The organism is Pseudomonas sp. LBUM1656 (assembly GCF_059716065.1).
This window is the reverse complement of record NZ_CP166800.1, coordinates 4,188,364-4,201,582: the sequence shown is the minus strand read 5'-3', so window position 1 is coordinate 4,201,582 and position 13,219 is coordinate 4,188,364. Positions and strand designations below refer to the sequence as shown.

The window sequence follows — 13,219 nt, the reverse complement described above, 5'->3', positions numbered from 1 at the left end:
CGCGAAGGCGGTGGGTCATTAATAGAAGTGCCAACTGATACACCGCCTTCGCGAGCAAGCCCGCTCCCACAGGGACCGCATCCACCTCGCGGTAAGGGCTATCGAACGCAATGACGCGTAGAATTGCCGCCTGAATCAAATCTTGAGGTTGCAGTGGTGGATTTACAGCAGGGTTTCGTCCTGACCCGGCATTGGCGCGACACCCCGGCCGGTACGCAAGTCGAGTTCTGGCTGGCGACCGACACCGGTCCCCAGCATATCCGCCTGCCTCATCAACCGTCGGTGGCGTTCATCCCGGCGGCCCAGCGCGAGCAGGCCGAGGCTGTTTTACGCGGTGAAAAAAACGTCGAACTAAAGCCCCTGGCCCTTCAGGATTTTGAACACCGTCCGGTGCTCGGCCTGTATTGCCAGCAACAAGGCCAGTTGATACGCCTGGAAACCGCGCTGCGTAAAGCAGGCGTCGAGATGTTCGAAGCCGACGTGCGCCCGCCGGAACGCTACATGATGGAGCGCTTCATCACCGCGCCCGTGCTGTTCGGTGGCACGCCAGGCGACGACGGCCTGCTGCTCGACGCACAGATGAAACCGGCGCCGGATTACCGACCCAACCTCCGGCTAGTGTCCCTCGACATTGAAACCACCGCTCAGGGCGAGTTGTATTCCATCGCCCTGGAAGGCTGCGGCGAGCGCCAGGTCTACATGCTCGGTCCGCCCAATGGCGACGCCAGCGCGGTGGATTTCCAACTCGACTACTGCGATTCGCGCACCGTGCTGCTGAAAAAGCTCAACGAATGGTTCGCCCGCCATGACCCCGACGCGATCATCGGCTGGAACGTGGTGCAGTTCGACCTTCGCGTGCTGCACCAGCACGCCCGGCAGCTGGGTGTTCCGCTGAAACTGGGGCGGGGCGGCGAAGAAATGCAGTGGCGCGAGCACGGCAGTCGCAACCATTACTTCGCCTCGGCTGCTGGCCGGTTGATCATCGACGGCATCGAATCCCTGCGCTCGGCGACCTGGAGCTTCCCCTCGTTCAGCCTGGAAAACGTCGCGCAAACCCTGCTCGGCGAGGGCAAGGCGATCAGCACGCCGTATCAGCGCATGGACGAGATCAACCGCATGTTCGCCGAGGACAAACCGGCGCTCGCCACGTACAACCTCAAGGACTGCGAACTGGTAACGCGGATTTTTGCCAAGACCGAACTGCTGACCTTCTTGCTGGAGCGCGCCAGCGTCACCGGTTTGCCGGCGGACCGCAGCGGCGGTTCAGTGGCGGCGTTCACGCACCTTTACATGCCGCTGATGCACCGCCAAGGCTTCGTGGCGCCCAATCTTGGGAACAAGCCCGCGCAGGCCAGCCCCGGCGGTTTTGTCATGGACTCGCAACCGGGCTTGTATGAGTCGGTGCTGGTGCTCGACTACAAAAGCCTCTATCCGTCGATTATCCGCACCTTCCTGATCGACCCGGTCGGGCTGATCGAAGGCTTGCAACATCCCGACGACAGCGAGTCTGTACCGGGTTTTCGCGGTGCGCGTTTTTCCAGGACCCGGCACTGCCTGCCATCGATCGTCGCCCGGGTGGCCGAAGGTCGCGAGACCGCCAAGCGCGAACACAACGCGCCGCTGTCCCAAGCGCTGAAGATCATCATGAACGCCTTCTATGGCGTGCTCGGTTCCAGCGGCTGCCGCTTCTTCGACACGCGACTGGCTTCGTCCATCACCTTGCGCGGCCACGAGATCATGCTGCGCACCCGGCAGTTGATCGAAGCCCAGGGCCACACGGTGATTTATGGCGACACCGACTCGACCTTTGTCTGGCTCCGTCGCGCCCACGGCCAGGAAGAGGCCGGGCAGATCGGCCGCGCGCTGGTGGACCACGTCAACCAGTGGTGGCGCGAGCATGTGCAGCAGGAATACGGGCTGGAAAGCGCCCTGGAATTGCAGTTCGAGACCCACTACAAACGCTTTCTGATGCCGACCATTCGCGGCGCCGAGGAGGGCAGCAAGAAGCGTTACGCCGGGCTGGTCACCCGCGCCGATGGCACTGACGAGATGGTCTACAAGGGCCTGGAAACCGTGCGCACCGACTGGTCGCCGCTGGCCCGGCAATTCCAGCAGGAGCTGTACTCACGGATTTTCCATCGCCAGCCCTATCAGGATTACGTGCGCGATTACGTGCGCAAAACCCTGGCCGGCGAGTTCGACGACCGCCTGATCTACCGCAAGCGCCTGCGCCGTACGCTTGATGACTATGAACGCAACGTACCGCCCCACGTTCGCGCAGCGCGGATCGCCGATGACTACAACGACCAGCAAGGCCGCCCGCGCCAATACCAGAACGGCGGCTGGATCAGCTACGTCATCAGCGTCGCCGGGCCCGAGCCGCTGGAGATTCGCAGCGCGCCCATCGACTACGACCATTACGTCACCCGGCAATTGCAGCCGGTGGCGGATGCCATCCTGCCCTTCGTGGACGACGACTTCTCAACCTTGATTGGTGGGCAACTGGGCCTGTTTTGAGTCCAGCAGCAACAGCGTCCAATTGTCCGGAATGCCGTGGAAGTACTGGTCCAGTGCTCGATGGAACACACTGCCTTTGGGCGAAATCTGGGCGAACAGGGTCATGGATGAGTGAAACTTCAGGTTATCGGGATGTCCGAAAATCTCGGTGATCGTGCGCTGTTTGATGTCCAGGACCAATTGCGTGCAGGTTCGCAGGCGAGCGCCCAGCTTGGGATGTTCAAGGTAGGCCGCGGCTTCCTCGCGGGAGCGGATCGCATAATGTCGGGACATCTCGCTACCGCCCAGCCCGGCGAATTGCGGAAAGACGAACCACATCCAGTGCCGGCGCTTGCGGCCGGCTTTCAACTCTTCCTGGACCCACTCGAACACCGGGTCTTGCGCTTGCACAAAACGTGGCAAATTGAAGTCGTCGAGCTGATCAGTGCTTCTCATGCAGAAGCCCTCTGACAGTACCGCGATGGCTCAGACCATGGCCAACCGGTGCTTGCGTTGTGGCGCGTGAAACGCGTGGTCCAGCGCCTTCAGGTCCTCGTCTCCGAGCCGCAATTGCGCGGCCTGCGCATTCAGTTGCACATGTTCAGGTCTGACCGCCTTGGGGATGGCGATCACGTCACTTTGTCGCAGAATCCATGCCAGTGCTACCTGAGCCGGCGTCACGCTGCGGCGGGTGGCGATCTGCTTGAGCGCCGGGTGGGCCAGCATCGTTCCTCCCTGACCGATGGGACAGTATGCCATCAACGGCTGATGATGCTGTTGACACCAGGAAAGCAGGTCAAATTCGATGCCGCGCTCTTCCAGGTTGTACAGCACCTGATTGGTGGCGCAGGCCGGTGAGTTCAATTCCTCCAGATCGTCGACGTCGAAGTTGGACACGCCCCAACGGCCGATCTTGCCGTCTTCACGCAGGCGCTCGAAGGCTTCGACGGTTTCTTCAAGCGGGTACTGGCCACGCCAATGCAGCAGGTACAAATCGATGTAATCGGTGTCCAGACGGCGCAGGCTGCGTTCGCAGGCCTGGGGGATGCCTTGGCGACTGGCGTTGTGCGGGTAGACCTTGCTGACCAGAAAGACCTTGTCGCGCAAACCCGCGATGGCTTCGCCGACCACTTCTTCCGCGCCGCCTTCGGCATACATCTCGGCGGTGTCGATCAGGGTCATGCCCAACTCGATGCCCAGACGCAGCGCGGCGACTTCCTGCCTGTATTGCGAAGGATCTTCGCCCATGCGCCAGGTGCCTTGGCCGATGACCGGTACGTTGACGCCGGCCAATTCGAGGGTCCGCATGAAAACCTCCTTTTTTGAATCGATAAGTGTTCATCAGTTGGCAGCAGAATACCCCGGTGGTTCCGTAGACGTGTCGTAGCAGCTGCCGAGCAGCGCGAGGCTGCGTTCGGCTGCGGAGCAGTCGTAAACCCGGTTTACGCGGTTTTCCAGAAAGAACCGGTTGCCTGATTTTACGACTGCTCCGCAGCCGAACGCAGCCTCGCGCTGCTCGGCAGCTGCTACATGATTGGGTGATGTCGGATGTTTATTTGGCCGAAAACTTCAGCACAGTGCTCTGGGTATAAGTCTTGCCCGGGTCGAGTCGGGTGGACGGGAAGCCCGGCTGGTTCGGCGAGTCCGGGTAGTGCTGGGTCTCCAGGGTAAACGCGCCCCAATGTGGATAAACCTTGCCGCCCTTGCCCTTGACCGTGCCGTCGAGGAAGTTGCTGGTATAGAACTGCACGCCGGGTTCGGTGGTGTAGAGCTGCAAGCGGCGACCGGAGAGTGGGTCGCTGACATCGGCGGCAAGCTTGCCCACGTCACCCTTGGCGTCCAGGGCCCAGTTGAAATCGAAACCACCTTGCTTGGGCTCGGCGAATTTCAGTTGCGGGTGATCGGTCTTGATGTTTTTACCGATCGCGGTGGGCTGCGTGAAGTCCATCGGCGTACCGGCGACCGGGGCCAGTTCGCCAGTCGGAATCAGCTTGGCGGTGACCGGCGTGTAGTGGGTCGAATGCAGGGTGACGAGCTGTTTCAGCACGTCCCCGTTACCGGCACCGGCGAGGTTGAAGTAGCTGTGGTTGGTCAGGTTGAGCACGGTCGGTTTATCGGTGCTGGCCTTGTACTCGATGCGCAGCTCATTGTTCTCGGTGAGGCTGTAGGTCACCTCGGTTTTGAGATTGCCAGGGAAGCCCATTTCACCGTCCGCCGACAGATACGTCAGGGTCACGCCCACCGAATCCTTGCTTTTACTCGGCTGGGCTTTCCACACGTGCTTGTCAAACCCTTGCGGGCCGCCGTGCAGCGAGTTGGAGCCGTCATTGAGCGGCACTTGAAAGCGTTTGCCATCCAGTTCGAACGCGCCGTTGGCCAGGCGATTGCCGAAACGCCCGATGGTCGCGCCAAAGTACGCGGTGCCGCTCTGATAGCCCTGAACATCGTCAAAACCCAGCACCACGTCGTCGAGCTTGCCGTTTTTGTCCGGCACCTTGAGCGATTGCAAAATGCCGCCGTAGGTGATGACTGTGGCTTGCACACCGTGGCTATTGCGCAAGACGTATTGCTCGACGGGTGTGCCGTCGTTGGTCTTGCCGAAGGCTTTGTGTTCGCTGGACAGGCCAGCCGCTTGAGCGGTGAGGGTGGCGATCATCAGGGACAGTCCGAGGCCGGAGAGTAGGTGTCGGGATTGCAGCATGGTAAACCTTCCTTTTTTTGTTGTTTTCAAAGCGCAGATAAAATATCTAGTAGTCATACTAAATATTCAGCTGGAGAAGATTTATAGCTGTTTACTCGATAAAAGCCATTAAAAGTATGACTAAATACGCCGATTTTGTAGCAGCTGCCGAGCAGCGCGAGGCTGCGTTCGGCTGCGAAGCAGTCGTGAATTCAGATAACGCGGTGCATCAGGTAGACCGTGTGTTCAGGTTTCACGACTGCTTCGCCCGAGCGCGGACCGAGCCGAACGCAGCCTCGCGCTGCTCGGCAGCTGCTACAAAGTGGCGCCGGTGATCGGTTGGCACTGCACTTTTTCAGCTTTGGCGGCTCTATCCTTGGCCAGCCTGCGGCGATCCCCACCGTCGGCCAATGCCCAAGTTCAAGCACCCATGGCTCGAGTTTTACCCTGCTTCACGTCATCAATACGTCGCCAATGCCTGCTGCTGGCCAGCCTGTCGATGCTCTTCGCCAGCGGTTGCAGCCAGCAACAGGGCAGCGACTTTGTCAGCCAGTTCCGCGAAGGCAGCCCCCAGGAATTTCTCCAGACCAGCGTCGACCGTATGGCGACACTGGCCATGCGCGACAACCTCGACAGCCTCTACTTGCTGATGAGCAAGCTCTACCTGCGCAACCCTGATGAGTTGAAAAAATCCGGCTTCCTCGACGCCCGCACTGCCGGAAAGCAAGTGCGCCTGGCCATCGAACAACAACAGCCGCTGCCCACCCTCGGTGGCAAGAAAGACCTGGCGGCACTGAGTTATGCCATGAGCCCGGAGTTTCTCGGCGACCGGGTCGGCGCCTTCATTTACGCCATCGGCAGCATGCTGGTCACCGCCCACGGCAATCGTCTCGAGTTCTACATGACCGATGCGATCAACCCGACCTTCGTCAACAACGCCGCCCGCAACATCGAGAAAGCCACCTGGATCCTGAGCCAGCGGCAGAATAAAAACGGCGAGCCCTTGCTGTTCTCCAACGAAATTTCGGAGGAAGGCAGCAACCTGAGTTTTGCCGTGGAGTTCGGAAAGATCGTCGCACGGCTGGACCTGCTGACGCAGATGCTGGACGAGCGCTATCGGCGGATCGGCCTGAATTACGCCCAGAGTTTGCTGTTTTTGAATTTCTTGCCGGTGCAGTAGATCCACCTCCCCACACTCACTGACACCGCAGATCCCCTTGTGGGAGCGGGCTTGCTCGCGAATGCGGTCGAACATTCAACAAATTTGTTGGCTGACAGTCCGCTTTCGCGAGCAAGCCCGCTCCCATAGGGAGAGGTGAGTGCACAGGGAGATTGATGAGTTGTGGAATAACGATAGTCCGCATCGATATAAGTAGTTATAAGAAAAATCGCTATGCTGCGGGCCAGTTTTTTCATATGTTTTTTCGGGCGTGTTAATGGATTTCGTTAACTTCGGGTTGGTGGTTGCAGGATTGGTCGTCGGCTTTATCGTCGGCATGACCGGTGTGGGCGGTGGTTCGTTGATGACCCCGATTCTGCTCTGGTTCGGTATCAATCCGGCCACGGCGGTGGGCACCGACTTGCTGTACGCGGCCATTACTAAATCCAGCGGTGTGCTGGTTCATCGCAAGAACAACAACATCGACTGGGCGATTACCGGTTGGCTGACCCTCGGCAGCGTGCCGGCTGTGGCGCTGACGCTGTGGTTCCTCAGCAGTTTGCAGACTTCCCCCGATGCAATGAACGCCGTCATCAAACAGGCGCTGGGCTTCGTATTGTTTGCCACGGCACTGGCGATTTTCTTCAAGAAACGCCTGCTCGACTTCGCCCACAAACGTGCGGGTGGCCAGTACAACCCCAGCGGTTCGCGCCTGAATGTTCTAACGGTCATCACCGGTCTGGTGCTGGGCACCATGGTCGCGCTGACCTCGATTGGTGCCGGCGCTCTCGGCACCGTGGCGCTGTTCATCCTCTATCCGCTGCTGCCGACGCGGCGCCTCGTCGGTACGGAAATCGCCCACGCCGTGCCCCTGACCCTGGTCGCCGGTCTGGGTCACGCGAGCATGGGCAACATGGATTGGCACGTGCTGGGTTACTTGCTGATCGGTTCGCTGCCGGGAATTTACCTGGGCAGTCACTTGACCGGCCGCATCTCTGACGAAGTGCTGCGCCCGTGCCTGGCCACGATGCTGGTGCTGATCGGCTACAAACTGGCGTTCTGAACCGGCACGGCTTGCCGCATCAGGGACGCGTGAGAATCTCCAGCAGATGCCCGTCCGGGTCATCGAAATAAATCCGCCGACCACCGCCATAATCGTTGATCTCGTTAGGCCGTTGCTTGCCGGGATCGGCCCACCAGTGTTGCTTGCGCGCTTGCAGGCGCGCGAAGGCCGCATCGAAATCCTCCTCGCTGATCAAAAACGCGTAGTGCTGGGAAGCGATCGGTGGATCGTTGTCGTAGAAATCCAGCGACACGCCATTGTCCAACTTGACGACCAGCATTGGCCCGAACGGCTCGGGAACCGGCAGGCCTAGGGTCTCGGCGAGGTAATGGGCCGAGATCTGCTTGTCTCGGCACCAGACGATGGTGTGGTTCAACTGAGCGCTCATGGCGGGTTCCTCACGGCGGATCAGACGGCTCGTTATGAGTGATGAGATTAGTTCAGCCTGTTGCGCAATGACCGCCCTGACCTAAGCTTGGGTCAAGGCGGAACACAATTGCGGTGCGTCACCCGGAACGATCGCCGCGATGCGCAATCATTAGAGCGTGGATATCAAAAGGAGATGCGCATGCTCATCAGGTCTTTGACCCTGACTACCTTGCTGGCTTTCGCCGGCCCCTTGCTCGCCGCCGAAGACGGCTCACCGCTGGACATTGACAAGGGCAGGGCCCGGCCACTGATTGTGATTGCTCCCAGCACGGTAGACCCGGTCTGGACGAACCTGAAAAACTCGCTGAATGATCCGGCCAACAAGGAAGGTATCGCTCAGCGCAATATCAGGGTGTACACGGTGCTGAACATGTTCGGTCAACTGGACGGCAAGGACCTCGGCCAACAGGACACCATGGCCCTGATCCGCTCGCTGAAACTGGGCGCGGGGGCGCTGCCTAAAGTCATCCTGGTGGGCAAGGACGGCGAAAAGAAATTCGAGAGTTCGGGGGATGAATCAAAGTCGGTCGATCTGAAGAAAATCTTCGACACCATCGATGCCCTGCCGGCGACCGAGAAAGAAGCCGCACCGCCGACGGTCGTGACGCCCGTGGTCGCTGAACCCGCTGCTAAAGGCGCCAAGGGTGCAAAACCGGGTAAGCCGGCGAAACCGACCAAGCCTCCGGAAATGCCGGACGATTGAACGCCCCCCTGTAGCAGCTGGCGCAGCCTGCGTCCGGCTGCGCAGCAGGCGTAAAGCCTGCAGCTGCTTGCTTTCAGGCAAACCCCATTCGCTGGATTGGCGACCGCTTCGCGCTCGAACGCAGCCTCGCGCTGCTCGGCAGCTGCTACAAAAGACCGAGTATTACGCGGGGAGATGCGCTGGTTTCATTGGTCTCGGAAATTTCCTGCAAGTTCTGTCGGACTTCATGAACTGGTTTCTGTCAGAGCGCGCCGTTAGCCTTCGTCAGCCACCGCAAAACTCGCGGTCGGACGTGGGAGTCCGCAACACTGAGGGATCCAGGGACGAAAAAACCAATGGCCAGAAAGGAGCCTCGTCTATGAAGAAATTCGGCAAGAATGATCCGCAACGCCCAACCGATGCCAGTCACCTGAAGCTCGTTCGGCTGGGCGAAACGACCGGGCACGACACCAGCGTTCGCGTGCGCAAGCCCAGGCATTCCGTCCCGCTCAACCAGATCTTGTCAGTTGCCCCGGGCGTCGACACCATCACCCTCTTGCATCAGGCCTGCGAGACCCTGGCTTCGCTAAATGCTGTGATTATGAATTTTGCCGACAAGCTGGATGGCTCGAACCGGGCCATGCTAGGGGCGATTCAGCAACTGACAGGGATTGCGGAGTTGTTGGTGAATCAGGTTCGGGACAACCTTGATCCGAGGACCGATGCGCCTGACCCTCAGACGCCGACCCGGCATTGACCTGACGTAATAACGAAAATGGGCGACCTCAAAGGAGGTCGCCCATTTTTATTGCCCGAACGATATTTGTAGCAGCTGTCGAGCCTGCGAGGCTGCGTTCGGCTCGGTCCGCGCTCGGGCGAAGCAGTCGTCAAACGACCACCTGATACTTTCAGACGAGCCGCATACTCAGGATCACGACTGCTGCGCAGTCGAACGCAGCCTCGCGCTGCTCGGCAGCTGCTACAGGGGATCGGGTTTACAAGAGAACAGCTTGTTCTGGGTTACTCAGTCAGGGCACTCAATACCTTGTGAGCAATCTTGATTCGCTCCGGATTCGGGTAATTCTTGTTCGCCAGAATCACGATACCGATGTCTTTCGAAGGCACGAACGCGACATAAGCGCCGAAACCACCCGTCGACCCGGTCTTGTTGAACCATGCCGCTTCTTGCGCAGGTTGCGGCGGGTTCAGCCACTGGACTTTATGCGCCTGCATCGCCATTTCCGTCGAGTTCCCACTCAGCAACGTATCGAGGCTGACCGGATAGGGGTAGTGCTCCCAACCCAGCCCCTGCGTCATCTCGCCCACGGTGTAGTAACCGCTGTGAGTGAGGGCAATCGCTTGCGGCAAAGGCTTCTCCAGCGTCGCCGGTTTCAGGTTGGCTTCAACGTAACGAAGCAGATCCGCAGCGCTGGTTTTCACGCCATACGCTTCCGAATCCAATGCTCCCGGGCTAACCCGCATCGGCTTGCCATCCTTTCCGTAACCTTGGGCGTACAGCCCCATCTGATCCTTCGGCACCTTGAGGTAGGTGTGCTTGAGCCCAAGTTTCGGCAGCAAGGTCTTTTCCATCAACTCATCGAACGGCTGGCCCATGCTTTTCGCTGCCAGATAACCGGACAGCCCAAGGCTGGGGTTCGAATACTGGCGGTGGGTGCCCGCGGCATACACTGGTTTCCACTGCTTGAAGTAGGCGAGCATTTTGTCTGGATGATCGGCCTCGTCAGGAAATTGCAACGGCAGTCCGCCAGCGGTGTAAGTGCCGAGTTGCAACACGCTGATGTTGTCGAACGCACTGCCTTTCAACTCAGGCCACACCTGGCTGGCCCGGTCAGACAAAGTCAGTTTGCCGCTGGCCTGGGCGTAGGCCGCCAACGTGGTGGCAAAGGTTTTACTCACCGAGCCGATTTCGAACAGCGTGTCCTGACTGACCGGTTTGCCGTCCTCTTTCGAGGCCACGCCGTAGTTAAAGTAATGCTGCTGACCGTTCAAGGTGATCGCGACTGCGACGCCGGGAATATCCTGTTGTTGCATGACCGGCCCGATGGCGGCTTTCACCAGGGCGTCGAGTTGATCGTCGGATTTTGTTGCGGCCATACAGTGACTTGCACCGAGCAACAGGGCAAAAGCGCTGAAGGACGCCAGTCTTGGCAGATGAAATTTGTACATGATTGGAACCACTCTCCATGAGTTGTCGTTACTTTAACCGCTACACTCGCAACGGCAATCAAACCGGACGGCTAACGGGCGCGCCAAATCTAGGCAGTCGGGCGACATTCGACAAACGACGATATTTCGGGTTGGCCATTAGAAAAATTTGGGAGTGGACATGATTCGTCCTCATCTGCCGCTAAATGCATTGCGCGCCTTCGAGGCTTCCGCGCGCCATTTGAGCTTCACTCGGGCGGCGGTGGAGTTGTTCGTCACGCCGGCAGCGGTCAGTCATCAAGTCAAAAGCCTTGAAGCCCAGCTTAAGGTGACGCTGTTCAAACGCTTGCCCCGCGGCCTGATGCTGACCAGTGAAGGTGAAACCTTGCTGCCGGTATTGCGCGAGTCCTTCGACCGCATTGCCGAAACCCTTGAGCGATTCGAGGGCGGGCATTTTCGTGAAGTGGTCACCGTGGGTGCCGTGGGGACGTTTGCGGTGGGTTGGCTGTTGCCGCGGCTGGCGGACTTCCAGTCGAAACATCCGTTCATAGATTTGCGCCTGTCGACCAACAACAATCGGGTGGACGTGGCCGCCGAAGGGCTGGATTACGCCATCCGGTTTGGCGCCGGCGCCTGGCACGGGATCGAGGCTTTAAAGCTGATTGAAGCGCCGTTGTCGGTGCTCTGCGTTCCGGAAATAGCTGGGCAGTTGCAAGAACCCGCCGACCTGCTCAAGCAGACGCTGTTGCGTTCCTACCGCACGGACGAATGGCCCGAGTGGTTTCTGGCCGCCGGGTTGCCTGCCAATACGCCGCCGCCCAAGAGCATCGTCTTCGACTCCTCGCTCGCCATGATGGAGGCTGCGTTGCAGGGCGCAGGGATTGCCTTGGCGCCACCACTGATGTTCGCCCGGCAACTGGCAGCGGGTGCGATCGAGCAACCGTTCGACATCGGCATCACCACCGGCAGTTATTGGCTGACCCGCTTGCAGTCGCGCCCTGAAACGTCGGCGATGACAATGTTCAAGGAGTGGCTGTTGCAAGCCGCCGAGATGAATTGAAGTGAGCGCAAATCCTGTGGGTGCGGCGATCCGACTTGCTCGCGAAGGGGCCATAACATTCAACATCAATGCCGACTGTACGGACGCCTTCGCGAGCAAGCCCGCTCCCACAGGGAATGAGGTGGTTTCGAAGGATTAGCGCACCAGACTCGGCCGCTTGTTATCGAACTTCCAGCCCGGAATCAGAAACTGCATCGCCACGCTGTCATCCCGCGCGCCCAGTCCCATGCCTTTGTACAACTCATGGGCCTTGGCCAACTGATCCAGATCCAGCTCAACCCCCAGCCCCGGTTTCTTCGGCACCTGCACGCAACCATCAACAATCTGCAGCGGAGCCTTGGTCAGGCGCTGACCGTCCTGCCAGATCCAGTGCGTGTCGATCGCCGTGATTTCACCCGGCGCCGCCGCCGCGACATGGGTGAACATCGCCAGGGAAATATCGAAGTGATTGTTGGAGTGCGAGCCCCAGGTCAGGCCCCATTCGTGGCACATTTGCGCCACGCGAACCGAACCCTGCATGGTCCAGAAATGCGGGTCGGCCAGTGGAATGTCCACCGATTGCAACTGGATCGCATGGCCCATTTCCCGCCAGTCGGTGGCGATCATGTTGGTCGCGGTTTTCAGGCCCGTGGCGCGGCGGAACTCAGCCATCACTTCGCGACCCGAATAACCGTTTTCCGCCCCGCACGGGTCTTCGGCGTAAGCGAGCACGTGATGCTGATCGCGGCACAGTCGAATGGCTTCCTTGAGTGACCACGCGCCATTCGGATCGAGCGTGATGCGTGCATCGGGAAAGCGTTCGGCCAGCGCGGTGACGGCTTCGATTTCTTCGTCGCCGCTGAGCACGCCGCCCTTGAGCTTGAAATCCTTGAAGCCGTAGCGAGCGTGCGCGGCCTCGGCCAGGCGGACCACGGCGTCGGCGGTCATGGCTTTCTCGTGACGCACGCGGAACCAGTCGTTGTCGGCGTCCGGTTCGCTGCGATAGGCCAGATCGGTTTCGTTGCGATCACCGACATAAAACAGATAACCGAGCATCTTCACTTCGTCACGCTGCTGGCCTTCACCGAGCAGGGCCGCGACCGGCACGTCGAGATGCTGACCGAGCAAGTCGAGGAGGGCGGCTTCCAGGCCCGTGACCGCGTGAATGGTGATGCGCAGGTCGAAGGTCTGCAAACCGCGACCGCCGGCATCGCGATCGGCGAAGGTCTGGCGCACTTGATTGAGGATCTTCTGCCAGTTGCCGATCGGGCTGCCGACCACCAGCGAACGTGCATCTTCCAGCGTCTGGCGGATGCGCTCGCCGCCCGGCACTTCGCCGACGCCGGTGTGACCGGCGTTGTCCTTGAGGATCACGATATTGCGGGTAAAAAACGGGCCGTGGGCGCCGCTCAGATTGAGCAGCATGCCGTCGTGACCGGCCACCGGAACCACCTGCATGCTGGTGATGATCGGGGCTTTTGCGGTGTCTTGTGGGTTCATTGTCT

The 13,219-nt window shown here is 59.8% G+C and carries 12 protein-coding genes; 6 read left to right on the top strand and 6 right to left on the bottom strand.

The features are described 5' to 3' along the window. Positions 1-156: 156 nt before the first annotated feature. Positions 157-2,517, top strand: a complete 2,361-nt coding sequence (locus ACA072_RS19010) for a DNA polymerase II (protein ID WP_497619809.1) — start codon at positions 157-159, stop codon at positions 2,515-2,517. Here ACA072_RS19010 and ACA072_RS19005 read toward each other — a convergent pair. From ACA072_RS19005 to ACA072_RS18995, 3 genes are all read right to left on the bottom strand, one after another. Beyond that, positions 2,482-2,952: a DUF1810 domain-containing protein gene (locus ACA072_RS19005; protein ID WP_497619808.1), complete on the bottom strand. Its 471-nt coding sequence runs from the start codon at positions 2,950-2,952 to the stop codon at positions 2,482-2,484. The genes ACA072_RS19010 and ACA072_RS19005 overlap by 36 nt on opposite strands. Before the next feature lie 30 nt (positions 2,953-2,982). Beyond that, on the bottom strand, positions 2,983-3,804 hold the full coding sequence (locus tag ACA072_RS19000) for an aldo/keto reductase (RefSeq protein WP_497619807.1): 822 nt from the start codon (positions 3,802-3,804) through the stop codon (positions 2,983-2,985). 244 nt (positions 3,805-4,048) lie between these two features. Next, positions 4,049-5,197, bottom strand: a complete 1,149-nt coding sequence (locus ACA072_RS18995; RefSeq protein WP_497619806.1) for an aldose epimerase family protein — start codon at positions 5,195-5,197, stop codon at positions 4,049-4,051. A 409-nt stretch (positions 5,198-5,606) separates the two neighbouring features. Here ACA072_RS18995 and ACA072_RS18990 point away from each other — a divergent pair, with 409 nt between their 5' ends. Next, a complete protein-coding gene (locus ACA072_RS18990) occupies positions 5,607-6,356 on the top strand; it encodes a hypothetical protein (RefSeq protein ID WP_109629218.1) in 750 nt (249 codons plus the stop codon). A 256-nt stretch (positions 6,357-6,612) separates the two neighbouring features. After that, entirely contained in the window at positions 6,613-7,398 is a 786-nt protein-coding gene (locus ACA072_RS18985; protein WP_438662115.1) for a sulfite exporter TauE/SafE family protein, read from the top strand. A gap of 19 nt (positions 7,399-7,417) precedes the next feature. Here the strand turns inward: ACA072_RS18985 and ACA072_RS18980 are convergent, their stop codons facing one another. Then, positions 7,418-7,786: a VOC family protein gene (locus ACA072_RS18980; protein ID WP_497619805.1), complete on the bottom strand. Its 369-nt coding sequence runs from the start codon at positions 7,784-7,786 to the stop codon at positions 7,418-7,420. Between the two features lie 180 nt (positions 7,787-7,966). On the opposite strand from ACA072_RS18980, the gene ACA072_RS18975 reads away from it, so the two are divergent. Both ACA072_RS18975 and ACA072_RS18970 read left to right on the top strand, forming a co-directional pair. Continuing rightward, positions 7,967-8,530 carry a DUF4174 domain-containing protein gene (locus ACA072_RS18975; RefSeq protein ID WP_497619803.1) on the top strand — a complete coding sequence of 188 codons (564 nt, stop codon included), beginning with the start codon at positions 7,967-7,969 and terminating at the stop codon, positions 8,528-8,530. Between the two features lie 358 nt (positions 8,531-8,888). Next, complete coding sequence (locus ACA072_RS18970) at positions 8,889-9,266, top strand: DUF6124 family protein (protein WP_497619801.1); 378 nt, start codon at positions 8,889-8,891, stop codon at positions 9,264-9,266. Between the two features lie 263 nt (positions 9,267-9,529). On the opposite strand, the gene ampC is transcribed toward ACA072_RS18970, so the two are convergent. After that, positions 9,530-10,696: a class C beta-lactamase gene (gene ampC, locus ACA072_RS18965; protein WP_497619799.1), complete on the bottom strand. Its 1,167-nt coding sequence runs from the start codon at positions 10,694-10,696 to the stop codon at positions 9,530-9,532. A 160-nt stretch (positions 10,697-10,856) separates the two neighbouring features. On the opposite strand from ampC, the gene ACA072_RS18960 reads away from it, so the two are divergent. After that, complete coding sequence (locus tag ACA072_RS18960; protein WP_497619798.1) at positions 10,857-11,735, top strand: LysR family transcriptional regulator; 879 nt, start codon at positions 10,857-10,859, stop codon at positions 11,733-11,735. Between the two features lie 135 nt (positions 11,736-11,870). On the opposite strand, the gene gudD is transcribed toward ACA072_RS18960, so the two are convergent. Then, the gene (gudD, locus tag ACA072_RS18955) at positions 11,871-13,214 is read right to left on the bottom strand and encodes a glucarate dehydratase (protein WP_497619796.1); all 1,344 of its coding nucleotides are present in this window, start codon (positions 13,212-13,214) and stop codon (positions 11,871-11,873) included. Between the last annotated feature and the right edge of the window lie 5 nt (positions 13,215-13,219).